A 26,222-nucleotide genomic window follows, 5' to 3' on the forward strand; every position below is an offset into this window, starting at 1 on the left:
CACTATTTTATATAAAGAAGGGGGAAGTCAAAATGAAGGTTGCCTTATTTGGAAGTACGGGCAGGGTTGGTTCAGTCGTCTTACAACAGGCCATGCCAGTGTATGAAGTCAATTGTTTAGTTCGGAGAAGTAGTGAAAGTGTTTCTTCCGCCAAGGAGATGATTGGTGATGTCCTGAACGAAGAAGACGTGATGAAGACCATTGAGGGAACTAAGGCAGTGATCAGCTGCCTGAATACAGATAAAAATGATGTCCTCTCAAGAAGTATGCCCATCATATTGCAAGCCATGAGAGAACATAGAGTGAAACGAATCATCACATGTGGTACGGCAGGGATCTTACAGGCACGGAAGGATGCAAGTCTATACCGCTTTCAGTCTAGTGAAACGAAAAGAAGAAGTACAATAGCTGCAGAAGACCACTTAAGGGCCTTTTTCATGCTACAGGCATCTGAAATGGACTGGACCGTTGTATGCCCTACCTATTTACCAGACGGAGAGAGAGTGGGGAATTACAGGACGGAAAGAGATGTTCTCCCTGAAGGAGGAAAAAGCATTTCCATGTATGACACCGGGGATTTTATTTTCAAACAACTTGAAGACGACACCTATCTCAGGAGCCGGGTTGGTATTTGTTATTAAATGAGGAGCTGGGACAAAAGCCTTTCAACCAAAGAAAAATCCGAACGAGTGATTGGATGAGAATCTAATTCGGTCGGATTTTTTCTTGTTTATAAATAAAGCAAACACTGTGTATTTAGCTTGTTCTAGCTGTTGATTGGAGTGTAAGACGAAGACTCCTACGGGAAAAGCGGAATAGGTGAGACCCCACAGGAGCGAAAGCTGTGAGGAGGCTCGCCTTCCGCCCGAGGAAAGCGAAGTCTTGCACGGAAATCAACAGCGGTGTAACACGTGATCCCCAAAAGGGCATGATTACAGATCGTTGACCTCTAAATTGGATTCATTTAGTTATGTCCCATCCTCAACGTCATCATTTAAAGATGGTTCTTATGATTTCGTCTGTGGTCATCCCACTTTCGACTTCGAATGTACCTGGACGCAAGTCGTTTTCAACACCCCGGTTTTCCACTTCCTTATAGAAGTCCAACCCGCTTTCGATGATGTTCGCTTTCTCCAGTGCATTACCGACATCGATACTCGTCATGCCTGTAGAAACGGTAAGCATCGTTTTGTAAATCACTTTACCATCAGCGTTATCATCTTTTTTCTCTGTTTCTTTATCTTGCTGATTTTCGTTCATGGCTTGAAGCTGCTTCTCCCACTGATCTTCTGTATGTATGACAAAACCTTTCGATGTCAGCTTCTTCACCATTTCGTCTTCAGACAGCTTCTCTACTTTCGCTGGTTCTTCTTTCCCGGTACTCTTTGCTTCTGAAGGACCGAAAAGATACACCGCCCCAATCAAGGAGGTCGCGATCAAGATCCCTGCTGCAAAGCTCCGCAATGAATTCGATGTCACTTTCATTGTGCCACTAAGCCCCTTTCAGTCTTCTGGGTCATGTACGGTGAGAGTAAAGACTCTACTTCATTGGGCTTGAGCTTGGTTTTACCTGCAATGCTGTCAATCGAATAGCCTCTTTTATACAAATCAAGCATCTCACGCAGCAAATCCCGCTCTTCGGAATCCGCCGGTGCAGCACCTGCCTGCTGTGCAGTGATTTCTGCATCCAATTGGATATTACGTAATTGCATCTCCAGTCCGTGTACCTCATTCAATACAGAAATGGATACATGCTCTATCTGTTGCTCAAGCTTTGAGTTGGATTGTGTCGTTTTAACAAACGATAAAATGAGCAGCACTACTGCTGTCCCAAATAAAATGGCGATTATCCATCCCATCTTAGGATCCTCCCTTTATGAAACTTTTTTATCAATTAAATTATACATTGATAAAGGAAGAAATTCGATTTAAAACGACAAAATCCCACAAAAGTCCTGTTTTCTTAACATGATTTTGTATTTTTGCTTGATTGAAAGGGAGTATTTGTTGATAGCACTCTCAAATCGACAGGATATTTTCAAAAGTGAGAGGTTTATTTTCAATAATCCCGATTTATTTTCAATATCAAGATTTTATTTTCAAAACCCAAAATAAGAAAGAGCATCTGGCTATATTAACCAGATGCCCTTCCCTACTATCCTGCCATATTATCTTTCGTTCCTTGTTGAAGCTTATACATTTGATAATAACGGCCTAACCTTTTCATCAATTCTTCATGATTACCGCGCTCAACGATTTCTCCCCGATCCAGAACCAGGATTTGATCGGCATCCTTGATGGTCGATAACCTGTGAGCGATGATAAAGGTCGTTCTACCTTTTTTCAACACTTCCATCGCTTCCTGAATGACGGCTTCAGTCTCTGTATCGATGCTTGAAGTCGCTTCGTCCAGAATTAGGATTGCCGGATTAAAGGCAAGCGCCCGTGCGAAGGAAATCAGTTGACGCTGACCCGATGACAGGGTACTCCCCTTCTCGATCACCGGTTCATCATAGCCATTCTCCAGGTTCTTGAATACTTTTTCTGCGCCAACTGCTTTCAGTGCCGCCTCTACCTGTTCCCTTGAAATGCGTGGATCATCCAGACTCACATTGGAAGCAATCGTTCCTGTAAACAAGTACGGATCCTGAAGCACGATCCCCATATGTTCACGTATTGTCTGATATGGAATATCAACAATGTTCTTTCCGTCAATGAGAATCTTTCCTTCATTGCTATCGTAAAAACGGAACAAGAGATTCATGATTGAGCTTTTTCCTGAACCTGTATGTCCGACCAAAGCAACCGTTTCTCCTTTGTTAGCCGTAAACGTGATATCCTTCAACACATATTCATTTTCTTTGTATCCAAAATAGACATGCTCAAAGCGGACATTTCCATCATATCTGTCCATCTTCTCATCTTCTACAGGCGTCCCGCCCTCGTCTAGAAGCTTGAACACCCTCTCACCGGCCACAAGTGCCTGTTCAAGGTTGGCAAGCTGATTCACGATCCCTGTCACCGGCTGGAACAATCGGTTGATGTAATCGACAAAGGCGTAAAGTACGCCGAGGGTGACAACAGAACCGACCCCGATCGATGCTCCTCCGAAGTACCATATGAATGCAACAAAGGTAACATTCCTTAAAACCCCTACAAGGTTATGCGAGGTCATCGAATTCAGGCTGAGAAGTTTATTTTGATATTTGAAGTGTGTTTCATTCAAGTCTTCAAATTCTTCATTTGTTTTCTTTTCCCTGCTGAAAGCCTGAATGATGTTCATGCCTTGAATTGATTCATTGATCATGGCATTGATATCGCTGACTTTCGACCTGATGATATGGTTGTATTTAGAAGCATAGATGCGGTACAGGTACGTCCACACAACTAGAATCGGGATCAGGATCAGGCAGATCGCTGCCAATTTCACATCAAGGATAAAGAGCGCAATGTAGATCCCGATAATATAGATCGCACTCGAGAAGAAAGTCGACAGGACCGTCACATACAGATCCCTGATTGCTTCTGTGTCATTCGTGATCCTGGCGACGACCTTCCCTGCCGGCAGGTTATCGAAATAGCGGATCGGAAGTTTCTGTATATGCTGAAACACGTCATTACGCATCTTCTGAATGACCCGATTAGCGGCCTTCTGTAAATAGAACCGCTGACCGTATTGGAAGAAAGAAGAGATGACAAGCAGCCCGAAATAAAAGGAGATCAATTTAATAATCTTCGGGATTTCAGGATTATAAAATTTCAGAAGCTCATCACCCGATAACTTTTCCGCGGGATACGTCGCTGTCTCATTCCCTTTTGTAATCGTCATGTTTCCTGATGTAACAGTTCGTTCACCATCAAAGGACACAGGGGCTGGAACGAAATAAAACGCCCTGCCTACCTGAAGGATGCGGATATTTTTCCCTTTGGTCTCTCCTTCCATGAAATACTGTTCACGCTTATACCATTTCCCTTCATAAGGAACAGCTTCTTTCCCTTCCACTGTCTCATACCAGGTGGATTCAATTCCAAGAATATGGTCATCAATCATTTTTTTGGCAATGAACGGACCTGCAAGCTCTGCGGCCACTGATACACTGAGCATCAAAAGGGCCGCGATGATAATTTTTTTATAATTCAGGGCATAGTCTGTTAATTTTCTTCCGACTTTCATGCGCCCACCTCCTCAAGTGAGGAATCTTCAACTTGTTGGCGGTCGAATTGTTCTTTATACCAGCCACCATTCTCAAGAAGCCGTTCATGGACTCCTTCTTCTACTACTTTCCCATCTTCGAATACGATGATCCAATCGGCATGTTGGACCGCAGAAAGGCGATGAGTCGTAATAATCGTTGTTTTTCCTTCACGTTCTGTACGTATATTGTCTATGATTTTTGCTTCGGTTTTGGCATCGACGGCTGATAACGAGTCATCAAGGATCAGGATTTCCGGACTCTTGATCAGTGCCCTCGCAATGGAAATCCGCTGTTTCTGTCCACCTGAAAGGGCTACACCTTTCTCTCCGACAAGAGTGGTCAATCCATCTGGAAGCATCTCGAGGTCCTTCTTGAAATCAGCCAGTTCAATGGCTCTTTCAAGATCACCCTCCGTTGCATCATGTCTTCCGAATAAAATATTTTCTCTTACAGTCCTGGAGAATAGGACATGATCCTGTGGCACGTAGCCGATCCAATCCCTTACTTGTTGAATGGTCAACTCAGTGATCGGTATTCCCCCGATGGAAAGCGTTCCTTTCCCGGCGGGATATTCCCTGAGAAGCTGCTTAACGAAAGTCGTCTTCCCGCTCCCGGTCTTCCCGACGATACCAAGCGTACCGCCTTTATGGATATTTACATTGATGTCGGATAGATTCAGTACCTGTGAGGAAGGGTACTTGAAATTCACGTCATTGAATCCGATCTTTTCAGGGGAATCAATCCATTTTGGAAGCTGAGGATCCCTTACATCCTGCTCATAATCTAGGGTCTCTTGTACCCGGTCAAGTGAGGCATTCCCCCGTTGCATCACATTGATGAGTTCACCGATTGCAAACATTGGCCAGATGAGCATTCCTAAGTAAACATTAAATGAGACCAGCTCTCCCAATGTAATGGCCTGATGGAACACAAGGTAAGCACCATAACCCAGACCGATCAAATAACTCAATCCCACCAGGACTTTAATTGTCGGTTCAAAGAGTGAATCGATCCTGGCCACAGCGATATTTTTGTTGTATACATCTTCCGTCATGTCCGAGAACCGCTTCTCATCCGCTCTTTCCTGCACATACGCCCGAATGACACGTACACCTGCAATTGATTCGAGCACCTTATCATTCAAGTCCCCGAATGAATCCTGCGCTTCAGTGAATCGTTTATGAATCCTTGCCCCATATACCTTCATTAACAACGCCATGACCGGCAGCGGCAGGATGGCTGCGATTGTCAGTTTCCAGCTAATGAGAAATCCCATGGTAAACAGGATCGTTAACATGAATACGCTGGAATCAATTAACGTCAGGACCCCGAATCCTGCTGTAACCGAAATGGCTTTCAAATCATTCGTCGCCCTGGCCATTAAATCTCCTGTACGATTCTTCTCGAAGAACGTGGGCGTCATTTTTAACAAATGACCCATAAATCTGCTGCGAAGCTTTCGTTCAACGAGAAAAGCCCCGCCAAATAATTGATACATCCAAACATATGTCATTCCGTACGAAACGATGGCAATCCCTGCAATCAACCAGAGATACTTGCCCACCACATCCCAGGTCATATCCCCCAGGTGTATGTCATCGATGGCATTCCCCACAAGCTTAGGGGGCATCACATCAAGAATACCGACAATCGTCAATAAAACGATCGCCACTGTATACCTCTTCCAATTTTCGATAAAAAACCATGACAACTTCTTAAAAATACTGAACATTCCACTCTACCTCCTCATGTTGACTTCCTTTACTATCCGCCTTCTGTCTCCACAGCAGACATCATCTTCTTCATTTGAATCAATACCATCATCATTTCCTCCTTAAAAAATTCATCATTTATGTGATCAAGGATTTCCCTTGGATACACCGTTTGCCGGCAACACAGAAAAGACGGACGTCAAAAGGCGGTCAGATTCATCATGGTCATTGGTTTGACCAATCGGATCTCTTGCGCCTTATGAACGTCCGTCTTTATCTTAGGACATATAAAAGCACAGATTACATACATAACCTGTGCTCATTGATTATGATAAAAATCGATAAGGAGTTACTGGTCATGTGATGATATGAAATTGATATGAAAAGCCGCTGAGGCTCCTTGAATTCTATACATTTTCATCATCACAAACCCTCCATTCATTTCGTTTTTTATTCCATTAATAACCATACTATAGGCCTTGAATTGTGTCAATATTATTTTTATTGATAATTTTCTATATACTATATGAGCGTTTACTCTTTTAGTGAACGAGCATTTTCATTCAACAGTGACCGCTGTTCCGTAAGCAATGATTTCAGATGCATTCTGCATGACTGAGGATGTCTCGAGTCGAACGGCTATCACAGCGTTCGCTCCCTTTTGGGAGGCTTCAGTTATCATACGATCGATCGCCTGCTTTCTGGCTTCCTCCATCATTTCACTGTATTCACTGATTTCTCCGCCAATGATGGTCTTGAGCCCTGCAATGAGATCCTTTCCGATATGCTTCGACTGTACAGTGCTTCCCCTGACGAACCCCTTTAGCTCTTTGATTTCCTTCCCTGGTACAAAATCTGTTGTTACGATAATCATGATTCTCTCTCCCCTGCTTTCAATTTCCTCCAAATTTTCTTGGCAAATAATAAATAAAAGATGATGGGGAATGGGCACTGAATCAATCCCCAGATTCCCCAGAACCAGTACTGATGCCCATTTTTCCTGGCATCGATAAACAAATATATGCTTTGTATCAGAAGAATCGGAATGACAAGAAACAATAGTAAGAGATCTTCTTTTGTCATATCTCTTTCACCTTTTTCACATAGGTGATCCCTGTATAAATGGATGCTCCAACAAATGCGGCGCCTTGAAGGAGAAGAAATAGAACAGGCATTTGGAATAATGTAAGAAAGAACATTGCCAGGATGAAGCAGGCAAGAAGAATAAAGACGGAAAGATCTCTTCTGAACCTTTTCTTAAGCTGCTCTTGCTGGTCCTTTGCAAATCTCTCAAACCACTGCTCGGAAGGGGTACTTTGGTCTATCCCGTCATCTATGGAACGAAAGCCTTCATCCAATAACTTCATTAGTTCATCTTGTTCATGTTCATTGTTCATCTATTTTCAACTCCTTTCTCAGCCTGTTGATTCCGTGATGAACCCTCGATTTAACCGTTCCCGGCGGTATATCCGTCATATGGCCAATTTCCTCATAAGAATACCCGTAGTAATGTTTCAGGATGATAGGGAGCCTGATATCTTCAGATAATGTTGACAATGCGGACAACACATCATTCCACTCCTCATTTCTTGATTCTAATTCCCACTTCAGCTTTCTCGCATTCATTTCTTCCTTTTGCCAGTCTTTTTCTCTATTCTTTTTGCGCTGAAGATCAATATACCGATTGGTGGCAATCGAGATCAGCCAGGATGAGAACTTGGATTTTCCATTGTATTGATGGATCTTCTCCACACATTTAGCCATTGTTTCCTGAGCAAGTTCTTCAGCCTGATCCCGGTTCATGGTCACTTTGATCAAGTATTTCACCAGAAAAGGATAATGTTCTCTAAAAAGTCTAGCAAAAGCTTCATGATCCCCTTTTTTTGCTTGCTTAATCCATTTTCTCTCTTCCATCCCCTAATGTCCTTTCTATCCACCCCAACAGGTGAGTTCATTGATAAGACGTACAACAGGAAAAATCGTTCATAATTTGATTATACTTTATTAAAATATTTTACATTCATGCTTGAACGAAAAAATCCCTCTACTGAATCACCTTGCACATCCAGTAGAGGGAGGGTTCATTATCCGTTTAAGACAGCAGACTGTGTTTCTTCTTCTTTTACGTATTTAGGCAGGATGATTGTGTAGAATACCGCTACTATGATCAGGCATCCACCAACTAACCAGTAGAGCATTTCCACTGTTATAACAGAAGGGAATGCCAAAGCGATGACTCCCAGGGTGATTGATTGTGACAGCATCATCAGGGGATTGATCCACCCCTGTACCCGTCCCATCATTTTAGGATCGATGATACTCGGCATCCATCCTCCTATGGCAATGTTAACAAGCGGCAACCCCAGGGCTGAGATAAAAATGATCATCAGGAACATCCAGGTGGTCGGTGCGAAGGATGCAGCGATGATAAAGGTCCCTGAGATGACAAGGCCTGCCACAATTAATACATGGAACTTGAATTTCTGTGTCAACATGGAGGAGAAAATACTGCCAATCAGCACTCCTGCCCCGAATGCGATACCTAATAGGATTGAATATTCTTCATAAGAATCGGGAGCCAGCTTATATTTTAATATAAAGATAGGGATGACCGCGAAGCCACCGTTCACGACCCCGAAGACCACAAACCCTCCGATCAGTGATAAGAGCAGCTTATGATTCACAATATACTTCATACCGGCTGTAAAGTCTTTCGTGACTGATTCAATATTTAAATCTTTCAGAGAATGCTTCCCATTCGGCAACCTGACTTCTTCAGGAATAACACATTTCTTAATCAAGATGGCCGATACCACAAATGTAGCAAAATCCACCGCGATGGCACCGTAGATCCCAGTGGTCCAATAAACAAATATCGCTACGGCATTTCCAAGAAGCATAAACAAGCTCATCACCATCTGATTGAGTCCAGCTGCTGTGGAATAATCATCTTTTGAAAGTATTCCCTGCAGGATTCCCTGTTCCGCCGGGAAGAAAAATTTCTGGACACCACTTCTCAAGAATAGAACAGCAAAGATAAGAGGGAGCCAGCCGATAAATACAGCCCCGAATAATAATAGAGTAAGAATCGCACTGATCGTATCACAGTGAAACGCAATTTTTTGCCGGTCCATCCTGTCAGCAAAAACCCCTACAAGGAAAAACACAACAAGTGTCGGGATTGAATACATCATTTCCGTAACAGAAGCATACATCGGTTGATCAGAAAAACGATCCAGAAGATAAAACATAAATGCTGTCAATCCAATGACACTTCCCATATGCGAAGTGAAATTAGCGAAAAACAACTTCAAAAAAATCGGATTCTTAAAGATTTCAATCATTTTTTTCATACATTCCGTCCCCCATTAATAATTAACTACCTTCATAATATAGGGGACAGATGAACAGTATGAGGGTCTACTGGTGGTTTTTTCCTCCGCCTTGAGTCGGATAGTGACTGCGATCCTTTAGGACTCGAGTGAGAGCAGCGTTTTCGCCGTTAAATTTGAGGTTTCGCCGATATTATCTGGATTTCGCCGTTATATTTGAGTTTCCGCCGATATAATCTGAATTTCGCCGTTAAATTACGGATTTCGCCGATATTATCTGGATTTCGCCGTTAAATTACGGATTTCACCGATATAATCTGGATTTCGCCGATAAAATTTATATTTCGCCGTTATCTGCTCATTCAGTTTACCTTAGTTTCTCCATTCCAATATATGATCATATTTTTGCTTATAAAGAGCAAACTAATAATAATATCCACATTCAAAGAGGAAGAATCGGTACAGAAATAACACCTGCAGGAGTAAAGTGGTTCAACAATCAGAAGGAGAATGTTTTAACAATTAGATGACGGGGTATCTTTATTTTAACCGGTTAGAAACAAAGTAGAGTTTTCACGTTACAAAAAGTCGAGGTGATTTAGATGGTACGTACGATATTAATGGTGATTGGTGCAATTGTTGTGATTGGCTGGATTATCAGCATGCTGTAAAATCCACATTAGCCAAACATATTCCTGCTATTATTTAAGAATTTTTAAAGCATAGGAGCAGAATGGATCTTCCCCCATTCTGCTCCTTATTTTTCTACACAATATTTAGATTCTCCCCATCCCTCACCACTTAAAGAACTTACTAAAAAAGATTAAATATTTTTAAAACGGGTAAACAACAAATATCCTAATACAGAGGTGAATGACATGTATAGACATATCCTATTAGCATATGATGAAACAGATGGAAGTAAAAAGGCATTAGATGAAGTGACGAAATTAATGAAAGGTTCCATAGACTCCACCTTGACTGTACTCCATATTTCAGATGAAAAAACAGCGACTGCACCGCGTGACAACTATACGCCGACTCATGCGATCGCAGACACGTCACCTGGCTTTGACAATCAATATATGGGGAATCTATCGGTTTCACCAGATAACAAAGTCCATACGTCTGATGAGGGACGCCATGAAATCAGGACTCCCTCTTCCACTCATCCATTTTTGGTAAATGCGAAAGAAAAGCTTGCTCCCCATGGAGTAGACGCCAACTATATTCATCTATCCGGTTCGGAAGCGAAGCGCATATGTGAATACGCCAAAGAAATACAGGCAGACCTGGTTGTAGTGGGAAACAGCGGAAAATCCGGCATGAAAAAATGGGTACTCGGAAGTGTAAGCGAAAAGGTTGCCCATGACTGCGAATCAAGTGTACTGGTCGTAAAATAATCGATTCACCAGAAAGGGACGGACCTTTTACAGGTCCGTCCCTTTCTTTGCACTCTATCCCACCGTCAATTCATCGAAGCGTTTATGACTGCTCTCTTCATCAAAGCTACTATAGATCCGGTAATCCTCAGCATCTAATATACGATAATGCTTGCTGAACAAATTTTGTTGAAGGATGTACTCATCCGTTCTCTTAATATCTTTCCACCAAATCTTGCCTCCGAGGGTCTTTTCCTTTCGATAGTCGATCCCTTCACGCGCAATGGTCTCTATGACTTCAAGAGGTTCTCCTCCAAGACTCGCCATCAGGGTTTCACTGTCCTTGAACAACGCACAAATGGCAACGGAAGTAGTCCATCCTGCCATCACCCTCCCCTTCTCGACCTGTACCAGTGTTTTTTTCGATACGCCTATGACAGTAGCCATTTTGTCTTGTGTATAGCCGGCTTCTGTCCGAATGAGCCTTAATTTTTCGGATATGATTAAGATAATTTCTTCTTTTGTCATGGATTCACACCTCATTTGATTATAGTGTAATTTTACACCTAACCCAGTCCTTTTTTCAATCTCTATTGAATATTTCTTATGAAGCCCATCGATTTTTGTATCCCTTTGGTAGATTCATTATACTTTTAGTTAAACTAAACGCTTTAAACTTAAGCGATAAATCTATCTAAACACTGCATAAATGGCAAATACAACAGGAAATCGCATTTTTCCAAGGAGGAATCATAATGAAAAAAACGATCATAGTTCTGATCAGAGAGGATTTGAGAATAGATGATCATCCCGCACTCTTTGAAGCATCACAGGAAGGAAACGTGATTCCACTGTTTATTTTGGATGAGGCTGCCTCGTTCGGTGAAGCGAAGAAATGGTGGCTGCACCGTAATATTAAGACCTTCAAGGACACCCTTCAATCCATTAACGGCGATCTTTGGCTCGACAAGGGAAAAACAGAGGAAGTCCTTCTTAGGTGGATCGAGAAAACAAATGCTCAGGCTGTTTATTGGAACCGAGCATATCACCCTGAAGTGTACGATAGGGATCGAAAACTGGCTCATTCATTATCTTCTCAAGGAATTGATGTAAAAACCTTTGAGGGTACACTCCTTTTACCACCATGGAACATAAAAAAAGACGATGACACCCCTTATAAAGTATACTCGGCTTTTTACAAGTCACTCAGGAAACAAGACATTCCTAAACCGCGCCCTCCGGTTAGACAGATGAACGTTCCACAACTTAAAGACACTGGGATGAGTCTTAAGGATTTAGGGTTCATGCCATCTGTTCCATGGTATCATGTGATGGAAAGCATATGGGATCCAGGTGAAGATGCGGCTTTGAAAAGAATGAACGCATTTCTAGAAAAAGGCTTGCACGTTTATTCAGAAGGCAGAGATTTCCCAAGTGAGGGACATATCTCCACCTTGTCTCCTTATCTGGCTCTCGGGACCATATCTGTCAGAAGGATCTTTCATACACTAGTCGAAATGGACAGCAAACCGATTGAACCTTTCATTAAACAGCTCATTTGGAGAGAATTTTCATACACAGTTCTCCTCCATTTCCCAGAATCCCCAGCTCGCCCGCTTAACAAAAAGTTCGGTGACTTTAAGTGGCAAACAAATGAAGATGATTGGGAAAAATGGACAAAAGGCAAAACCGGCTATCCCATAGTGGATGCAGGGATGAGGGAATTATGGGCAACAGGATTCATGCACAATCGAGTGAGGATGATCGTCGCTTCCTTCCTTACCAAGCACCTTCTCATCCCATGGCAAAGAGGGGCAAAGTGGTTCCTTAATACCCTGATCGATGCGGACCTCGCCAATAACTCTATGGGATGGCAGTGGGTTGCAGGATCTGGCTTTGACTCAGCCCCTTATTTCCGAATTTTCAACCCTACACTACAGAGTGAAAAGTTTGATAAAGACGGGGCTTATATCCGCATGTGGGTTCCTGAATTAGCAAACCTTCCGAGCCCATATATACACAAACCAACAGACGCCCCCGCTGCTGTGTTGGAAGAGTGCAATATCTCGATGGGGAAAGATTATCCTTATCCCGTCGTCGATCACAAAGCAGCACGCAAGCGGGCTCTGGAACGCTACGATGAGATAAAATAGCTCTTGACTGCAACAAAAAGGACCCAATCATTGATTGGGTCCTTTCGAGTTCTGTCTTTAATCTCTCAAACGCAACTTAACGGTATCAAATTCTTCTTGTACTTCTTTAGATGGCGGATTGCCAACAAAGCTAAAGATAAATATTGCAATGGTAGCAAAGATAAACCCTGGAAGAAGTTCATAAATATCAAAGAGTCCTCCCGTTAACTGCTTCCATACAATAACCGTTACTGCACCTGTGATCATACCTGCAAGTGCACCATTTCTTGTCATGCGTTTCCAGAATAAGCTTAGGATCACGACCGGTCCAAATGCAGCACCGAATCCTGCCCATGCATAACTTACCAATTCAAGTACTTTACTATCTCGGTCATATCCAAGGAAAATGGCAAGAATCGCAATGACCACTACTGAAATTCGACCGACCAGCACTTCTTCTTTCTGACTTGCTTCTTTTCGGAAAATCGCTTTATAGAAATCCTGAGCCAAGGCACTTGAAGAAACAAGAAGCTGAGAATCCACTGTACTCATGATTGCTGAAAGGATGGCGGCAAGTAAGAAACCAGCTACCCAAGGATTGAATAATACTTGCGAGAACATGATGAACACTGTTTCAGAATTCTCTAATGGAGAATCTGCAAAATACGCAATACCTGAGAAACCGATGAAGATTGCCCCGAATAGGGAGACAATCATCCATACCATACCAATCAAGCGTGCTTTAGGAATTTCTTTCGTTGATTTAATCCCCATAAAACGAACGATGATATGAGGCTGTCCGAAATAACCCAAGCCCCAAGCAAGAAGTGATACGACTCCGACAAATGTCGCTCCTGTGTAAACATTCAGGTAAGAAGGATCGATGCTTGATACAGCACTTACCGTCGCATCCCACCCGCCGATCTCAGAAATAGCTACGATCGGAATGATGATTAAAGCAAGGAACATCAGGATACCCTGGATGAAATCCGTCCAGCTGGCTGCAAGGAATCCACCAAAGAATGTATAAGAAAGGATGACTCCTGCACCAACCCATAAAGCTAGTCTGTAATCCATATTGAATGATTCTTCAAGTAAAATTGCTCCACCCACTAAACTTGAGGAAGTATAGAACGTAAAGAAGATCAGAATGATGACAGCAGAGAACACTCGAAGAATTTTGCTTGAATCATGAAAACGGTTTTCGAAGAAATCAGGCACTGTAATTGAATCATTCGCGATTTCCGTATACACACGGAATGGCTTGGCAACAAATTGCCAGTTCAAGTACGCACCTACGGATAGCCCAATTGCTAACCAGATTGATCCCATACCACTTGCATAAATGGCACCAGGCAACCCAAGCATCAACCAACCGCTCATGTCTGAAGATCCCGCACTTAGGGCAGCTACTCCGGCAGTTAATCGCCTTCCTCCTAAAACATAGTCGGATAAGTTACTGGTTAACTTCGCTGCCATGTAACCAATAACACCCATTCCAATTAAATAAATAATAATCGATGTTAACGTCTGAATATTAATATCCATAATCTACTCCTTTGTTTGTTCTGTAAAAAAAGTGATGATTGATAAAATGATCAATGTCGGCATTGGGATTAATAACCATAACCAGGTTCCCATTGTTAATTCTTCACCCAATTTTGATACCCTCCTTCTTATGCATTTCAGTGTATTTTTTATACACTTTGTTTTTTAATGTTAAATTCCCGGCTGATGTAGACACAAGATTTATCATACCATAATACAGATTTTTTTAAAGTTTTCTGCCTTTAACAGAAAGAAACACATGAATAAATATACGATAATATTCGATATTATTGTCTTATACCAACTATTCCTCTATATTTATTCACAAAAAATTATTTAAATTTATTCAAAATACAGTACTTTTTTCACATCTGATTAAAATAACGCACCAAGCAGATACGCTTTATTCATAGTTTTTTCATAATCGAATTTTTTATCCCTGTTCATTGTGTCAAAAAATATCTCCATCTCTTTGTCGATGACACCCATTTTCTCTGAAATCCCATGAATTAATTGATGTTTCAAGGACTTGTCGTGGCCATTTGAAATAAATTCTTCTTTCGTTTCACCTGCAAGACCCACCCAAAGAACCTTCTGATGATTAATCTGTGTAAATGCCGGATATGTAAATACTCGATCAATATACCCTTTCATAATGGCCGGCAAACCATACCACCAAATCGGAAACACAAAGATCAACGCGTCATATCTCTTTAATTTCTTCCTTTCCTTCTCCACAATATGGGAAGGCTTCCCTTTCAGGGGGTTATCCCAGCCTTCTTCTCCTTTTTCATCTAATATCGGAAGGAATTCCTCCCGATACAAATCCAATATGGATGATTTACATTCTTTATCGAGAAGACCTTTCTGAATATGCTTTGTGATGGAAAATGTAAGTGAATTCGTTCGGGGATGGGCAACAATCATAAGTACTTTCAAGAAAAACAACTCCTTAAATGGACTTTAGTGATTACTGTGTGACAGTCTCTATTCAGGATAACATACTGACTTTTCATCAATTCCGTTTCCTATACTTTGTCATAAGTGAGGGGAGAAAATACAGGACTGGTAAGCTTCACGTCTTTCTCCACAAAAAAGAAGGTGAAATCATGATGATTTCACCTTCCATTATAGTGACAGTATGAGATACCCCAATCGGTTATCCTTCACCTCGTTGTATCTTAATCGTTCTTTTTTTCTCCGTTTCGGATACAAATAGGGCACAAGCAGCATCACCAGAAATATTGATGGACGTTCGAGCCATATCCAACAGACGGTCGATTCCCAAGATCAGCCCGATCCCTTCAACAGGAAGATTTACACTGCTTAAAACCATGGCAAGAAGAATCAGCCCGACGCCTGGTACACCTGCCGTACCTATACTCGCCAATACAGCTGTAAGGACAACAGTAATCAGCTGTTCCATGGAAAGATCTACATTATAGACTTGGGAGATAAACACAGTGGCCACCCCCTGCATAATTGCTGTACCATCCATGTTGATCGTAGCTCCTAAAGGTTGAACAAAGGAGCTCACCGATTTGGAAACACCCAGTCGTTGCTGGGCCACATCCATTGATATTGGAAGGGTTGCATTACTGCTTGATGTACTGAACCCAACGCTCATGGCAGGACTGAAGTTCTTAAAGAACCAAATTGGGTTCTTCTTTGCCAGAAGGAGAATGGTTCCTCCATATGTTATGAACGCGTGAACAAGCAATGCCGCTAATACGACAACAAAATAAAGCCACATCGCTTTCAAAGCACTGGAACCCTGACTTCCTATTGCTGAAGCGATCAATCCGAATGTTCCGTATGGGGCAAATTTCATCACAAGGGTCACAAGATACATCATCAAGTCATTCCCTTGTTCGACAAGTTTCAAGATGCCTTTCGTCTTCTCTCCCAGAGCGGTCAATCCGAACCCGATGAAGATGGCAAAGGCGATAATCTGAAGCATATTACCCTCAGTCATAGCCGTAAGGGGATTTTTAGGGATGATGTTCATAAGGGTTTCCCCTACTGGAGGAGCTTTTTCTGTTTTAAACCCTTCTGATTGGGAAGTATCGATTCCTTCCACCAAACCTGGATCGATGATATACGCAAGCGTCAAACCAATTACAATGGCAATGCATGTTGTTAATAAGAAGTAGACGATGGTCTTCAGTCCGATTCTCCCAAGCTTCTTCGGATCACCTAAACCTGCTGATCCAAGAACGATCGATAGAAAGACAATCGGAACCACAAGCATGCTGATCAGATTAAGAAATATTTTCCCCAGAGGAGTAAAGAGATAGGGATCTAGTATATCGAATAAATCTTTTGCAAAAATGTTAAGGATTAAACCTACTGCCGCACCTAGTATCAAGGCGGTGATAATCTTCGTTGTTAAGTTAAATTTCATAGATGAACCTCCCTATAATTTTCCAAATAATATAAAGGTATTTACCCTCATACCTTTCTGATAAAACCAAATTTTTTTTAACTTTCAGCAAGAAAAACCTCTTTCCGATTTTTCCCTACTGCCTTGTTCTTTTAGAAATCTTTATTCTCCTTCTTCCATTATACTGATTTTTTTAATAATTAAAGGTGAATAAAGGCGAATCGCATCCATTTTACTATACTGCAATACCTCCATCTCATAATTTCAGGTATTTCAGTGAATCCATTCTACCAAAAATATCTTTCCAAAAATTTCTTTTTATCATTCAAGGATTAATTCATACGCAATTGGGTAAATAGTAATAACAGCATGAAAATAGAAAGGAACATACGATTATGAATAAAACAGTCTATTTTCTTTCAAGTAGTCAACAGCGCAGCTTGATAGCTGAAGGGTGGGCCGAGAAGCTCAATGTGTCAGACTGGTCTTTCAAAAGTGCCGGATGGGTTGCTGAAAGTCGTACTGAATTCAGTATCTTAGCCATGAAAGAATTATGTATTGATATTAGTTCACTTCCTCTAACGCGCATTGAGATGAAAGAACTTGGTGACGCCTCGGTGATCGTTGCGATTCAGGATACAGAATATGACGATAAGATTGAACTGCCAACGGAATTACAGGAAAAGGTCATCTATTGGAATTTACCGAATCCAAGTAAACGGTCCGCAAATTTGATTGAAGAATGGGTTCATTATCAGGAAATTTGCGACGAAATCGCCATGAAAGTGAAAGATTTAGAAAATATTCTCCCACAATTACATTAAGAGGACTGATTACAAGGAACAGGTTTATGTAATCAGTCCATTTTTTTTTAGGTGAAATACTCAAGCTTTGCTTTAGGAAAATGCTTCTCCATATATGCGTAAAGGTGATCTTTGATCTCCTGCTCTTCATCTTTTTGATAAATGTACTTCCCTATTCCATATTTACCCCATTTATAACGGCGCTCTTCTTCATTTAACTCAAGCTTCGTCATCGGATAATTTTTTTCAATCACTCTCTTCGCAGGCTTTGTAAAACGATGTTGAATGAATTCGAAGGTTAAATCCTTCTTGGCTTCCTCGGGTAGATGGGCTTCGAGGTGTTCGAACATTTGCTTATAGCCTTCCTGCCATCCTTCATGGATATATATGGGCGCCACTATGAAACCTAATGGATACCCTGCCCTGGCAACCTTACCTGCCGCCTCCAGCCTCTTATCCAATGGGGAGGTTCCTGGTTCAAAATTCTTTATGACATAATCCGCATTAATACTGAAACGGAATCTTGTCTTCCCATTATGCTTCGCATCCAGCAGGTGATCGACGTGATGGAATTTCGTAACGAAGCGTAATTTACCATACTCCGATTCACCAAAGTGTTCAATCGCCCGTTTAAGCGTATGAGTAAGGTGATCCACTCCCACGATATCGGAAGTACAAGCCGCTTCAAAACGAGTGAATTCAGGTGCTCTTTCCTCGATATATCGATCTGCAGCCTCAAATATTTCATCTACGTTGACATATGTGCGAATATAGGGTTTGCTCCCCATTGTAGTTTGAAGATAACAGTAATGACAGTGCCCCATGCACCCTGTGGCAAACGGGATGGCATATTCTGCAGACGGCTTTGAAGTATCAAACTTCAACGTTTTACGGACTCCTACCACCAGGGTGGATTTAGCAATTCTGTATTTCTGGAAATGGTTTTCCCCAGGGAGATTTCGGACCTGATTATGGGAGGTAGTATAACGGATTTCCACATCCATATTCTCGAACTTTTCCTTTAATTGTTTCCCCAATGGATAATCCAGAGCATTAGGCTCAAAATAGACCAATTGAGGCACGAACGGTTTCACCATATTATTCCCTCCTAAAGGTCTCCAAATGATTGAGTATATGCCTGTTCCGCCTCTGATTCTGTACGATAAACAGCTACTTCATGGGTTAACGGATAATAGGTCTCATATAGAAATAATGCTAACTCACCCGGATTTTCCGGATCGTGAACAACCGCTGCTTCCTGAACATTGGCCACACTTTGAGTATGCGGGTTTCTGTAAATCACATATACAACATCACCTGCTTGATAAGGGGGATATTGATTATTTAATTCCATTTTTCTCACCTTTTTCTACAAGTCATTAGTATCATTTTCTGTTAAGAAGGGTGGAAATATAATGGTAAAAGATGTTTATAGGTATACGGGTTTAGAGAAAAAGAAGCTGCTTCTGCAATGCAGGAGCAGCCTCTTTTCTAAATCCCGTAAAATTCCTTTGTATTCCTGAATAGTTGCTTGTATACAGCTGATTCTCTCAAACCTTTTAATTCGGCAATCATTTCTACGGAACGGTGCATCAAACCGGGATGGGTCATTCTATTCTGGAAGACACCCTCAAATCTCCAGGGGCCGTCTGTTTCCACCATCAAGCCCTCGATTGGATATGTCTTTACAAGTTCTTGAATTTCTTCTTCATACAGAACATCAGGTGTGATGGATACGCTATACCCTTTTTCAATCATGCGTTCGATCGTTTTCTTATCTCCTTTAAACCAGTGAAAGTGCGCTTTATTCACTGAATGCTTCTCCAATAGATCACAGATGATCGGAGCATGTTCATATATCCCATGAAGGACGATGGGTTTATCCAGTTGCTTTGACTGAATGATAAAGCGTTCAAGCATTTCAATATAAGGCGTGAGGGACAAAGAGGGATCTTCTTTCATTTTATAATAAGGAAGCCCCACTTCCCCGATTGCGACAAGTTCTTGATGATGTCTCTGAATGAATACCAGGAGTTCATTTAATTCCGTTTCAGAAGGAAGTTCTTGCTCGGGATGATGACCCGCTGCCGTCTTTACCCGCGCATCCCTCCTCGCAATATCTAAATTCTGCTTGGAAGATGCTAGATGAAATGACACAGATATGAGGGATTCTACTGAATACAACCCTAGTTCCTGGAGTATTTTGTCACGTTCGAATGGCTCATAAAGGTCAAGGTGAACATGGGCATCTATGAGAGAAGATCTAGACATATTGAGATAACTCCTCAAAGATATTCGTTTTCCATTTAAGGAACTCCTCCGTTAATAGGATCCCTTTATCACGCGGGCGGGAAAAAGGAACTTTGAATTCCTTTTGCACCCGTGCAGGCCTGGTAGATAACACAATGATACGGTCAGACAAGAAAAGTGCCTCATCAATATTATGAGTAACAAACAGAACCGAACTCATATCCTCTTCCCATATCGAAAGGAGCCACTTCTGCATGTCCAACCGGGTAAATTCGTCCAAGGCAGAGAAAGGCTCATCCAGACATAAAAAGGATTGTGGACTTACAAGTGCACGAATAAAGGCGACGCGCTGCTTCATCCCACCAGAAAGATCTGCTGGGTATGCTTCCTCATATCCCTTTAAACCGGCACGTTCAATCATATTCATCGCTATTTGCCTATCCTTTTTTCCATGTAACTCCTGACCAAGCATCACATTCTCAATCACCGTACGCCACGGCAGAAGGGACGGACTTTGAGGCATATAGCTGATGGAGCCCCTCTGACCACTTATCGACTGACCATCGAGACGGATATCTCCTGAGTCCGGAGTGAATAACCCACCAATGACATGAAACAGTGTGCTTTTCCCGCTTCCAGATGGTCCAAGTATCGAAACAAATTCACCCTCTCCGACCGTAATGGAGAGATCATCAAGGACAAGTTCACCATCGAATGACTTGGACATGTTTTCAATAGATAAGGTCGTCATATTACTTGTCCTCCTTTCGATTCCACTTCACCATGATATTTTCTAACAAAAGGATGATACCGAAAAATACCAGGCTTAGGAGCATGATCATGAAAATCGCAACAAAGACCCTATCGGTCCGGAATGAAGACGATGCGAGTGTCATGTAAACACCTATTCCTTTCTGGGCACCTAACCATTCAGATATCACCGCTCCCATTACACTATAGGTAGCTGAAATTTTCAATCCGGAGAAAATGGAAGGCAGGGCATGTGGCCACTCCACTTTCCTGAATATCTGCCCTTTTGATGCTCCCGACATCTTCATATATAGGATGTACTCTGCATTCGTCTGTCTGAATCCATCCATTGCTGAAACCGCCACCGGAAAGAAGCAGATCAACGTAATGACGATGATCTTTGGTAACAATCCAAATCCAAACCAAATGACAAGTAAAGGCGCCAAGACGATAATAGGTATATTCTGCGACAGAATCATCAGAGGATAGAAGGCTTCCCTTACCTTTGGCAGGAGATGGAGCCCAACCGCTGCCCCGATTCCGATCGAACAGCCAATCACAAACCCTACAATTGTAAGAAGCGTCGTTGAAGCAAGATGTCCCTTGAATGCAGACCACGAGGCAACACCTTCTGACCAAATGTCTGAAGGGGAAGGCATCAGCCAAGCTGGCACATCAAATACTCTTATGCTGACTTCCCAAATGATGAATAAAAGGATGAGGACCAAGAAGGGTCTCCATCCTTTCGATAGCCATGTTCTCATCCTTTATACTTCTCCGTTAATTGGTTCATTTCAATACCATCGGGCTGATATAATACTTTGATTTGTGAGATGACGTTCTTGCTTCCTATTTCAATCATCCGTTCATTCATTTGTTCAATCACCTTAAATAAATCTGATAGATTTCCTTCCATCGTCGTTTCTAAGGGATGGACTTCATATCGGACACCTGATTGTTCTATGATGGCAATCGCCTCATCAACATATGGAATGACATCTTCGCCGTTCTTTGTCTTCGGAATGATTTGTATACTTACGAGTGCGTTCCCCATTTTATTCACCTCTTATTTCGGTAAGAATTCGTTCGTGAATGCTTTCTTGCTTTCAAGTTTCTTATCTAATAAATCATTATCATACATCCAAGATGCATAGTTCTCCCACACTTCAAGCTTTTGCTCTCCCCATCTTTCAGCGTCATCCTGATACTTAGGGGCTAACCATTCCTGGCTCTTAATGACTAATTCTTTATCAAGATCAGGAGCTGCTCCCAGAAGGATTTCACCTGCTTCTTTCGGGTTGTCGATGGCATACTCGTACCCTTTGGAAGTTGCGGCAAGGAATGCTTTAACCGTTTCTGGATCTGATTCGATCATTTTTTCATTTGTTGTCAGCACCGGAGTATAATAATCCAATTTCTCAGAATAATCCTTTACATACATCATGTTCAGCTCTTCACCGCGAAGCTCAGCCTCTATACCAGTCCAACCATAGTAAATCCAGGCAAAATCAACATCTCTCTTGACGGCAGTAAAGAAATCAGTGTCTCCCATATTAATGAAATTCACTTTTTCTACATCGGCATTTTTTTGTTTCATGATGGAATCCATCACGGCTTTCTCAACAGGGGACCCCCAGCCGCCATAGCTTTTCCCTTCAAAATCCTTTGGCTTTGTAATACCCTTACTCTTGGGGGATGCAAACCCCGAAGTATTATGCTGAATAACAGCAGCAATGGATACGAGAGGAACATCCTGGACTCTCGCCTGTGTGACACTTTCCTGGTAGCCTACACCGAATTCTGCTTTCCCTGAAGCAACAAGTTGATCGGCTCCGGATTCTCCAGGTAGGATGATATCGACATCAAGTCCCTGGTCCTTAAAGTAACCTTTTTCTTTCGCTACATATAATCCTGTGTGATTGGTATTTGGTGTCCAGTCGAGTACAACCGATACCTTTTTAAGACCTTCTTTCTTCTCATTGGCTGTATCTTTCCCGGCACTACAGGCCGTTAGTAAAAATACTGAACAGATGATGAACATCCATTTTTTCATCTTGTTTCCTCCTTAAATCTTTTGCAGTTTCAACGTTTATTCCATTATTCTTCGCTTATGAAGGTAAATGAATGTAAAACAAAAAAGCGTCCCGGGCTGAAAGCCTTGGACGCATCATTAAACTTGGTTATGTATCGTTTAAGAGAATGTTTCCTACGCTGGTATCAGCCAGTTCAGGTTCAAAGGGTCAGCATCTAAAGGATACAATCTCAACCGGCCATTCCGGTCCCCCTACACATAGAATATGAAATTAACGTTATCTTCTTTCCTACTGTGCCATAGAACGGTTTGTTATTCAAGTATTTCCTTTTAAATTTAGGATCTCTTTTCGCAAAGAGTGTATTGTTATTCTCGCACAGACTATGATTTGCAGATGCTCTGTCACCTGAGTCTGTGGAAGAGGGTGAAGGGAACTAGTGTTGACAGAGCAAAATGGTTCATAAATAGTCAAGAATGTGCATTAGTACTATCTTGGACAGTTTATTGGAGTGGGAATCAATAACAAGCCCATATATCCAAAAGCAACAATCGTTTACGAAAACAGCCTTATTTTAATCCCTGAAAATAATCAGAATTGATCAGTTCCTCAATAAAAAGCATGCAGGATGAGCCCGCTTCTGAATACCCTTGGTGTGAATACAAAAATGCATATTGCAGAAGGAAAAGGATGATGATAGACGGCAATAGTCGATTCTCTGTGGTGGTCAATGAGGTATTGCTTTCATATCCGTCTAGAAACACTTGTATACATCTGATTGAATCGTATCTCTTCTTGTTCGCGCTATTCTTGAGAAGACCTGCGAGGAAGTAAGCGATGTCTGTAATACGGGGGGCAGTCCGAATCCGCGCGAAGTCAATAACACCGATGATTTCTTCCCCCTTCATCAAGATGTTTCCCGAGTGGAAGTCACTATGAACAATTTGGTGTGGCAACTGAGTGTAGTATGACTTCCACCCCTCTATTCTTGATAGTAATCCTGCACCACGTTTTCCGATCGATGTGTTTCCAAGTACGGACATCCACTCTTTTACATGACGTTCAATATCCCAATCCACCACTTCCTGTTGACTGCGATACCCTTCAAAAAGGAGATGAATGTCTGAAAGGTATGCCCCGGCATTTGCTAGTGCTGTCATAGAATATATCTTTAAAGACCTTCCTTCCAGGGCTTTATAAAGTGAATATATTTGTTCTCCTTCTTTCACAAATGGGTACCCTGAAGAAGTTAATAATGGTGATTCAACACAATGGCGGTTTTCCAATAGATAGGAGGTTAAATAGAACTCCTCCCACCTTTTCTCAATGGATAAATCCTCTCTCTTCTTTAAATAATATACTTTCATTCCTTCCTTCACTCTTGCAACATTCGGATGAGGGCCCAGTGGCTCTATGAAAGTGGGATCCACGTCCCAATGTCGTAATATACCCCGCAGAGGTTCAATCATTTCTATTTCCTTTCAAACCGTAGTATTATACTGATAGTATGACTTTGAAGTATTATCTACATACAAAGGAAGAGAGGTTACATCCATGCAAAGAATACAAATGACAGAAGACTTATCTTTCTCCAGGATCATTCATGGTTTATGGAGACTTGCGGATTGGAATCAATCGAAGGAAGAGACATTATCACTCATTCAACATAATATTGAAAACGGAATCACAACCTTTGACCACGCTGACATTTATGGATCATATACGTGTGAAGCTTTATTCGGAGAGGCACTTGCCCTTGACCCCACATTACGGGCGAAGATGGAAATCGTGACGAAATGTGGAATCGTCCTGCCTTCGGATAATCGACCAGATCATCTAACACACCATTACAACACGAGTAAGAAACACATTCTCTCTTCAGTGGAGAACTCTCTCCAGAGCTTAAAAACGGACTACATCGACTTGTTATTGATACACCGACCAGATCCATTCATGAATGGTGAAGAAGTGGCCGAAGCCTTCACTCAATTAAAAGAAGAAGGAAAAGTACGACATTTTGGTGTTTCCAACTTTAAAGATCATCAGTGGAATATGCTTCAATCCTATTTGCCTTTTCCATTAATCACAAACCAAATTGAACTATCTGCTTACCACCTGGAGAACTTCGAAGACGGGACATTAAATCTGTGTCAAGATAAACGTGTTGCACCAATGGCATGGTCACCACTTGCCGGAGGGGCAGTCTTTAAGGGCGAAGATGATAAAGCAATCAGGCTTCAACATACATTAAAGAAAGTCCAGGAAGAAACAGGGGCAAAAGGAATCGACGAGATTCTGTATGCATGGCTTCTTAATCATCCGGCGAACATTATGCCTATCGTCGGGTCAGGTAAGAAAGAGCGGATTCAAAACGCGATTGATTCCCTCTCCATCACATTGAATCATGATCAATGGTTCGAGATCCTCCAAACATCCATGGGTCATGACGTACCATAATATGGTCCCGTATCAAATATAAAAAGACGATCCTTTTCCAAGGTCGTCTTTTTTAGCGAGCAATATCTCCACCAACATAATATTCAAGGTAGACATCCTGTAATTCATTCATCGACAGTTCGTAAAGCTGCTTTCCGAAAGATTTATAAACGCCAATCCTTAATAATTGCTGTATATAAAAATCCTTTTTAAATTCGGGTGTTTTTTTCTGGTGTGTTTTCGTTTCTTGATGTAGCATGTTCATCCCTCCAATTGAGGATATACCCCAATGAAGGAAGGGAATAAACATTCTTTCAACCATTCGAGAAAATCTCCTGAAAGTCTGCCCTGTTCGTTCCGATTGTTCAAGTACAGCAGTGGTGATGACCGCCCAACGCTTTTTCCCCTTCGATTTGAATGGTTGCGTGGTGAATGTCAAACTCCCTTTCCAGAAATTCCGAAAGCTGAGATAATATCACATCCCGATCCACTTCATCTTCTACCACCACATGACAACTCATAGCCGTGTATTCAGAAGTGATACTCCACACATGAAGATCATGAACTTCAATAACTCCTTTCAGGGCGGACATGCTTCTTTTCACTTGGTCCATATCCACATTTGCAGGAGATCCCTCCATTAAGATATGAATCGAATCCTTCGTTACTCTCCATCCGGAAATGATGATGAGGATCGCCACGATGACAGAAGCGATCGGGTCTGCCAGATTCCAATTAAAGAAGTAAATCAGGATACCCGCAATGATGGCCCCGACCGATCCGAGCATATCTCCCAGAACATGAAGAAATGCACTGCGGACATTCAAGTTATGCTCTGTATCCCCTCTCATTAGAATCCATGCGACAATGATATTAACCACTAAACCGATGACGGCGATGATCATCATACTTGGTGATACATCGGGTGTAACGATAAAGCGACGGTATGCTTCCCAGAAGATATAGAGGGAAACAAGTAACAGGGTGATTCCGTTCAGAAATGCTGCTACGATTTCAAATCGTTTGTAACCGTAGGTCTTCCCATTATTGGAGGCCTTTTCCCCTATATAAAACGCGGCGAGACTAAGCCCCAATGCCGCTGCATCACTGAGCATATGCCCTGCATCCGAAAGGAGGGCGAGACTATTAGTCATTACGCCCCCGATCACCTCGACAATCATAAAGGTAAAAATGAAAAGAAAACTGATCAATAATGCTTTTTTATTTTGAGTGTGGCCATGACTGTGATCGTGACCCATATGAAATCC

General features: G+C 41.9%; 28 protein-coding genes and 1 riboswitch. Of the genes, 5 read left to right on the plus strand and 23 right to left on the minus strand.

Annotated elements, in window-relative coordinates:
• The first annotated feature begins 32 nt into the window (after positions 1-32).
• Positions 33-641 (plus strand): NAD(P)-dependent oxidoreductase, encoded by a 609-nt coding sequence (locus tag ACIGG7_RS13750; protein ID WP_397549984.1) that lies wholly within the window; start codon positions 33-35, stop codon positions 639-641.
• A gap of 349 nt (positions 642-990) precedes the next feature.
• On the opposite strand, the gene ACIGG7_RS13755 is transcribed toward ACIGG7_RS13750, so the two are convergent.
• The 9 genes from ACIGG7_RS13755 to ACIGG7_RS13795 all read right to left on the minus strand — a co-directional run bounded on the left by ACIGG7_RS13755 (position 991) and on the right by ACIGG7_RS13795 (position 9,261).
• A complete protein-coding gene (locus ACIGG7_RS13755) occupies positions 991-1,485 on the minus strand; it encodes a hypothetical protein (protein WP_397549985.1) in 495 nt (164 codons plus the stop codon).
• Positions 1,482-1,859 (minus strand): hypothetical protein, encoded by a 378-nt coding sequence (locus ACIGG7_RS13760; RefSeq protein ID WP_397549986.1) that lies wholly within the window; start codon positions 1,857-1,859, stop codon positions 1,482-1,484. The genes ACIGG7_RS13755 and ACIGG7_RS13760 overlap by 4 nt, the downstream gene beginning before the upstream one ends.
• A gap of 296 nt (positions 1,860-2,155) precedes the next feature.
• Entirely contained in the window at positions 2,156-4,174 is a 2,019-nt protein-coding gene (locus ACIGG7_RS13765) for an ABC transporter ATP-binding protein (RefSeq protein ID WP_397549987.1), read from the minus strand.
• Entirely contained in the window at positions 4,171-5,928 is a 1,758-nt protein-coding gene (locus ACIGG7_RS13770) for an ABC transporter ATP-binding protein (RefSeq protein WP_397549988.1), read from the minus strand. Before ACIGG7_RS13770 ends, ACIGG7_RS13765 begins: the two co-directional genes overlap by 4 nt.
• 539 nt (positions 5,929-6,467) lie before the next feature.
• Positions 6,468-6,782 (minus strand): YbjQ family protein, encoded by a 315-nt coding sequence (locus ACIGG7_RS13775; RefSeq protein WP_224941687.1) that lies wholly within the window; start codon positions 6,780-6,782, stop codon positions 6,468-6,470.
• Positions 6,779-6,991 carry a sigmaY antisigma factor component gene (locus tag ACIGG7_RS13780; protein WP_397549989.1) on the minus strand — a complete coding sequence of 71 codons (213 nt, stop codon included), beginning with the start codon at positions 6,989-6,991 and terminating at the stop codon, positions 6,779-6,781. The genes ACIGG7_RS13775 and ACIGG7_RS13780 overlap by 4 nt, the downstream gene beginning before the upstream one ends.
• Positions 6,988-7,305, minus strand: coding sequence for a YxlC family protein (locus tag ACIGG7_RS13785; protein ID WP_397549990.1), 318 nt, complete (start codon positions 7,303-7,305; stop codon positions 6,988-6,990). The genes ACIGG7_RS13780 and ACIGG7_RS13785 overlap by 4 nt, the downstream gene beginning before the upstream one ends.
• Positions 7,295-7,822, minus strand: a complete 528-nt coding sequence (gene sigY, locus ACIGG7_RS13790) for an RNA polymerase sigma factor SigY (protein ID WP_397549991.1) — start codon at positions 7,820-7,822, stop codon at positions 7,295-7,297. The genes ACIGG7_RS13785 and sigY overlap by 11 nt, the downstream gene beginning before the upstream one ends.
• Before the next feature lie 170 nt (positions 7,823-7,992).
• On the minus strand, positions 7,993-9,261 hold the full coding sequence (locus ACIGG7_RS13795) for an MFS transporter (protein WP_397549992.1): 1,269 nt from the start codon (positions 9,259-9,261) through the stop codon (positions 7,993-7,995).
• Between the two features lie 857 nt (positions 9,262-10,118).
• On the opposite strand from ACIGG7_RS13795, the gene ACIGG7_RS13800 reads away from it, so the two are divergent.
• A complete protein-coding gene (locus ACIGG7_RS13800; protein ID WP_224941706.1) occupies positions 10,119-10,643 on the plus strand; it encodes a universal stress protein in 525 nt (174 codons plus the stop codon).
• 54 nt (positions 10,644-10,697) lie between these two features.
• Here the strand turns inward: ACIGG7_RS13800 and ACIGG7_RS13805 are convergent, their stop codons facing one another.
• Positions 10,698-11,150, minus strand: coding sequence for a helix-turn-helix transcriptional regulator (locus ACIGG7_RS13805; RefSeq protein ID WP_224941707.1), 453 nt, complete (start codon positions 11,148-11,150; stop codon positions 10,698-10,700).
• A 227-nt stretch (positions 11,151-11,377) separates the two neighbouring features.
• On the opposite strand from ACIGG7_RS13805, the gene ACIGG7_RS13810 reads away from it, so the two are divergent.
• Positions 11,378-12,775 carry a cryptochrome/photolyase family protein gene (locus tag ACIGG7_RS13810; RefSeq protein ID WP_397549993.1) on the plus strand — a complete coding sequence of 466 codons (1,398 nt, stop codon included), beginning with the start codon at positions 11,378-11,380 and terminating at the stop codon, positions 12,773-12,775.
• 57 nt (positions 12,776-12,832) lie between these two features.
• Here ACIGG7_RS13810 and putP read toward each other — a convergent pair whose 3' ends face one another.
• The 3 genes from putP to ACIGG7_RS13825 form a co-directional block, all read right to left on the minus strand.
• Positions 12,833-14,302: a sodium/proline symporter PutP gene (putP, locus tag ACIGG7_RS13815; protein ID WP_224941709.1), complete on the minus strand. Its 1,470-nt coding sequence runs from the start codon at positions 14,300-14,302 to the stop codon at positions 12,833-12,835.
• 375 nt (positions 14,303-14,677) lie between these two features.
• Complete coding sequence (locus tag ACIGG7_RS13820) at positions 14,678-15,241, minus strand: NAD(P)H oxidoreductase (protein WP_397549994.1); 564 nt, start codon at positions 15,239-15,241, stop codon at positions 14,678-14,680.
• A 220-nt stretch (positions 15,242-15,461) separates the two neighbouring features.
• Positions 15,462-16,706 (minus strand): dicarboxylate/amino acid:cation symporter, encoded by a 1,245-nt coding sequence (locus tag ACIGG7_RS13825; protein ID WP_224941711.1) that lies wholly within the window; start codon positions 16,704-16,706, stop codon positions 15,462-15,464.
• Positions 16,707-17,080: 374 nt separating this feature from the next.
• On the opposite strand from ACIGG7_RS13825, the gene ACIGG7_RS13830 reads away from it, so the two are divergent.
• Complete coding sequence (locus tag ACIGG7_RS13830; RefSeq protein ID WP_224941712.1) at positions 17,081-17,509, plus strand: low molecular weight phosphatase family protein; 429 nt, start codon at positions 17,081-17,083, stop codon at positions 17,507-17,509.
• Positions 17,510-17,556: 47 nt separating this feature from the next.
• Here the strand turns inward: ACIGG7_RS13830 and splB are convergent, their stop codons facing one another.
• From splB to ACIGG7_RS13870, 8 genes are all read right to left on the minus strand, one after another.
• Entirely contained in the window at positions 17,557-18,585 is a 1,029-nt protein-coding gene (gene splB / locus ACIGG7_RS13835; RefSeq protein WP_224941713.1) for a spore photoproduct lyase, read from the minus strand.
• A gap of 11 nt (positions 18,586-18,596) precedes the next feature.
• Positions 18,597-18,842, minus strand: a complete 246-nt coding sequence (locus tag ACIGG7_RS13840) for a transcriptional regulator SplA domain-containing protein (RefSeq protein WP_397549995.1) — start codon at positions 18,840-18,842, stop codon at positions 18,597-18,599.
• A gap of 137 nt (positions 18,843-18,979) precedes the next feature.
• Positions 18,980-19,759, minus strand: coding sequence for a TatD family hydrolase (locus tag ACIGG7_RS13845; protein WP_397549996.1), 780 nt, complete (start codon positions 19,757-19,759; stop codon positions 18,980-18,982).
• A complete protein-coding gene (locus tag ACIGG7_RS13850; protein ID WP_224941716.1) occupies positions 19,752-20,489 on the minus strand; it encodes an ABC transporter ATP-binding protein in 738 nt (245 codons plus the stop codon). Before ACIGG7_RS13850 ends, ACIGG7_RS13845 begins: the two co-directional genes overlap by 8 nt.
• Before the next feature lies 1 nt (position 20,490).
• Positions 20,491-21,252, minus strand: a complete 762-nt coding sequence (locus ACIGG7_RS13855; RefSeq protein WP_224941717.1) for an ABC transporter permease — start codon at positions 21,250-21,252, stop codon at positions 20,491-20,493.
• A complete protein-coding gene (locus ACIGG7_RS13860) occupies positions 21,249-21,542 on the minus strand; it encodes a thiamine-binding protein (protein WP_224941718.1) in 294 nt (97 codons plus the stop codon). The genes ACIGG7_RS13855 and ACIGG7_RS13860 overlap by 4 nt, the downstream gene beginning before the upstream one ends.
• A 12-nt stretch (positions 21,543-21,554) precedes the next feature.
• Complete coding sequence (locus tag ACIGG7_RS13865; RefSeq protein WP_397549997.1) at positions 21,555-22,541, minus strand: ABC transporter substrate-binding protein; 987 nt, start codon at positions 22,539-22,541, stop codon at positions 21,555-21,557.
• A gap of 133 nt (positions 22,542-22,674) precedes the next feature.
• A riboswitch (TPP riboswitch) is annotated at positions 22,675-22,784 on the minus strand.
• 303 nt (positions 22,785-23,087) lie between these two features.
• On the minus strand, positions 23,088-23,987 hold the full coding sequence (locus ACIGG7_RS13870) for a phosphotransferase (protein WP_224941720.1): 900 nt from the start codon (positions 23,985-23,987) through the stop codon (positions 23,088-23,090).
• Positions 23,988-24,072: 85 nt separating this feature from the next.
• On the opposite strand from ACIGG7_RS13870, the gene ACIGG7_RS13875 reads away from it, so the two are divergent.
• Positions 24,073-24,975: an aldo/keto reductase gene (locus ACIGG7_RS13875; protein WP_397549998.1), complete on the plus strand. Its 903-nt coding sequence runs from the start codon at positions 24,073-24,075 to the stop codon at positions 24,973-24,975.
• Positions 24,976-25,027: 52 nt separating this feature from the next.
• On the opposite strand, the gene ACIGG7_RS13880 is transcribed toward ACIGG7_RS13875, so the two are convergent.
• On the minus strand, positions 25,028-25,276 hold the full coding sequence (locus ACIGG7_RS13880) for a Fur-regulated basic protein FbpA (protein ID WP_397549999.1): 249 nt from the start codon (positions 25,274-25,276) through the stop codon (positions 25,028-25,030).
• A 43-nt stretch (positions 25,277-25,319) separates the two neighbouring features.
• Complete coding sequence (locus ACIGG7_RS13885; RefSeq protein ID WP_397550000.1) at positions 25,320-26,213, minus strand: cation diffusion facilitator family transporter; 894 nt, start codon at positions 26,211-26,213, stop codon at positions 25,320-25,322.
• Positions 26,214-26,222 lie beyond the last annotated feature (9 nt).

The sequence above is a fragment of the Rossellomorea sp. NPDC077527 genome (assembly GCF_044542955.1).
In the GTDB taxonomy this organism is placed as follows: domain Bacteria; phylum Bacillota; class Bacilli; order Bacillales; family Bacillaceae_B; genus Rossellomorea; species Rossellomorea aquimaris_E.

What these genes read in the sequence shown, in the direction of transcription:
- ACIGG7_RS13750 (WP_397549984.1), top strand. Translation starts at nt 33, where the DNA reads ATGAAGGTTGCCTTATTTGGAAGTACGGGCAGGGTTGGTTCAGTCGTC.
- ACIGG7_RS13755 (WP_397549985.1), bottom strand. Translation starts at nt 1,485, where the DNA reads ATGAAAGTGACATCGAATTCATTGCGGAGCTTTGCAGCAGGGATCTTG.
- ACIGG7_RS13760 (WP_397549986.1), bottom strand. Translation starts at nt 1,859, where the DNA reads ATGGGATGGATAATCGCCATTTTATTTGGGACAGCAGTAGTGCTGCTC.
- ACIGG7_RS13765 (WP_397549987.1), bottom strand. Translation starts at nt 4,174, where the DNA reads ATGAAAGTCGGAAGAAAATTAACAGACTATGCCCTGAATTATAAAAAA.
- ACIGG7_RS13770 (WP_397549988.1), bottom strand. Translation starts at nt 5,928, where the DNA reads ATGTTCAGTATTTTTAAGAAGTTGTCATGGTTTTTTATCGAAAATTGG.
- ACIGG7_RS13775 (WP_224941687.1), bottom strand. Translation starts at nt 6,782, where the DNA reads ATGATTATCGTAACAACAGATTTTGTACCAGGGAAGGAAATCAAAGAG.
- ACIGG7_RS13780 (WP_397549989.1), bottom strand. Translation starts at nt 6,991, where the DNA reads ATGACAAAAGAAGATCTCTTACTATTGTTTCTTGTCATTCCGATTCTT.
- ACIGG7_RS13785 (WP_397549990.1), bottom strand. Translation starts at nt 7,305, where the DNA reads ATGAACAATGAACATGAACAAGATGAACTAATGAAGTTATTGGATGAA.
- sigY (WP_397549991.1), bottom strand. Translation starts at nt 7,822, where the DNA reads ATGGAAGAGAGAAAATGGATTAAGCAAGCAAAAAAAGGGGATCATGAA.
- ACIGG7_RS13795 (WP_397549992.1), bottom strand. Translation starts at nt 9,261, where the DNA reads ATGAAAAAAATGATTGAAATCTTTAAGAATCCGATTTTTTTGAAGTTG.
- ACIGG7_RS13800 (WP_224941706.1), top strand. Translation starts at nt 10,119, where the DNA reads ATGTATAGACATATCCTATTAGCATATGATGAAACAGATGGAAGTAAA.
- ACIGG7_RS13805 (WP_224941707.1), bottom strand. Translation starts at nt 11,150, where the DNA reads ATGACAAAAGAAGAAATTATCTTAATCATATCCGAAAAATTAAGGCTC.
- ACIGG7_RS13810 (WP_397549993.1), top strand. Translation starts at nt 11,378, where the DNA reads ATGAAAAAAACGATCATAGTTCTGATCAGAGAGGATTTGAGAATAGAT.
- putP (WP_224941709.1), bottom strand. Translation starts at nt 14,302, where the DNA reads ATGGATATTAATATTCAGACGTTAACATCGATTATTATTTATTTAATT.
- ACIGG7_RS13825 (WP_224941711.1), bottom strand. Translation starts at nt 16,706, where the DNA reads ATGAAATTTAACTTAACAACGAAGATTATCACCGCCTTGATACTAGGT.
- ACIGG7_RS13830 (WP_224941712.1), top strand. Translation starts at nt 17,081, where the DNA reads ATGAATAAAACAGTCTATTTTCTTTCAAGTAGTCAACAGCGCAGCTTG.
- splB (WP_224941713.1), bottom strand. Translation starts at nt 18,585, where the DNA reads ATGGTGAAACCGTTCGTGCCTCAATTGGTCTATTTTGAGCCTAATGCT.
- ACIGG7_RS13840 (WP_397549995.1), bottom strand. Translation starts at nt 18,842, where the DNA reads ATGGAATTAAATAATCAATATCCCCCTTATCAAGCAGGTGATGTTGTA.
- ACIGG7_RS13845 (WP_397549996.1), bottom strand. Translation starts at nt 19,759, where the DNA reads ATGTCTAGATCTTCTCTCATAGATGCCCATGTTCACCTTGACCTTTAT.
- ACIGG7_RS13850 (WP_224941716.1), bottom strand. Translation starts at nt 20,489, where the DNA reads ATGACGACCTTATCTATTGAAAACATGTCCAAGTCATTCGATGGTGAA.
- ACIGG7_RS13855 (WP_224941717.1), bottom strand. Translation starts at nt 21,252, where the DNA reads ATGAGAACATGGCTATCGAAAGGATGGAGACCCTTCTTGGTCCTCATC.
- ACIGG7_RS13860 (WP_224941718.1), bottom strand. Translation starts at nt 21,542, where the DNA reads ATGGGGAACGCACTCGTAAGTATACAAATCATTCCGAAGACAAAGAAC.
- ACIGG7_RS13865 (WP_397549997.1), bottom strand. Translation starts at nt 22,541, where the DNA reads ATGAAAAAATGGATGTTCATCATCTGTTCAGTATTTTTACTAACGGCC.
- ACIGG7_RS13870 (WP_224941720.1), bottom strand. Translation starts at nt 23,987, where the DNA reads ATGATTGAACCTCTGCGGGGTATATTACGACATTGGGACGTGGATCCC.
- ACIGG7_RS13875 (WP_397549998.1), top strand. Translation starts at nt 24,073, where the DNA reads ATGCAAAGAATACAAATGACAGAAGACTTATCTTTCTCCAGGATCATT.
- ACIGG7_RS13880 (WP_397549999.1), bottom strand. Translation starts at nt 25,276, where the DNA reads ATGGTTGAAAGAATGTTTATTCCCTTCCTTCATTGGGGTATATCCTCA.
- ACIGG7_RS13885 (WP_397550000.1), bottom strand. Translation starts at nt 26,213, where the DNA reads ATGGGTCACGATCACAGTCATGGCCACACTCAAAATAAAAAAGCATTA.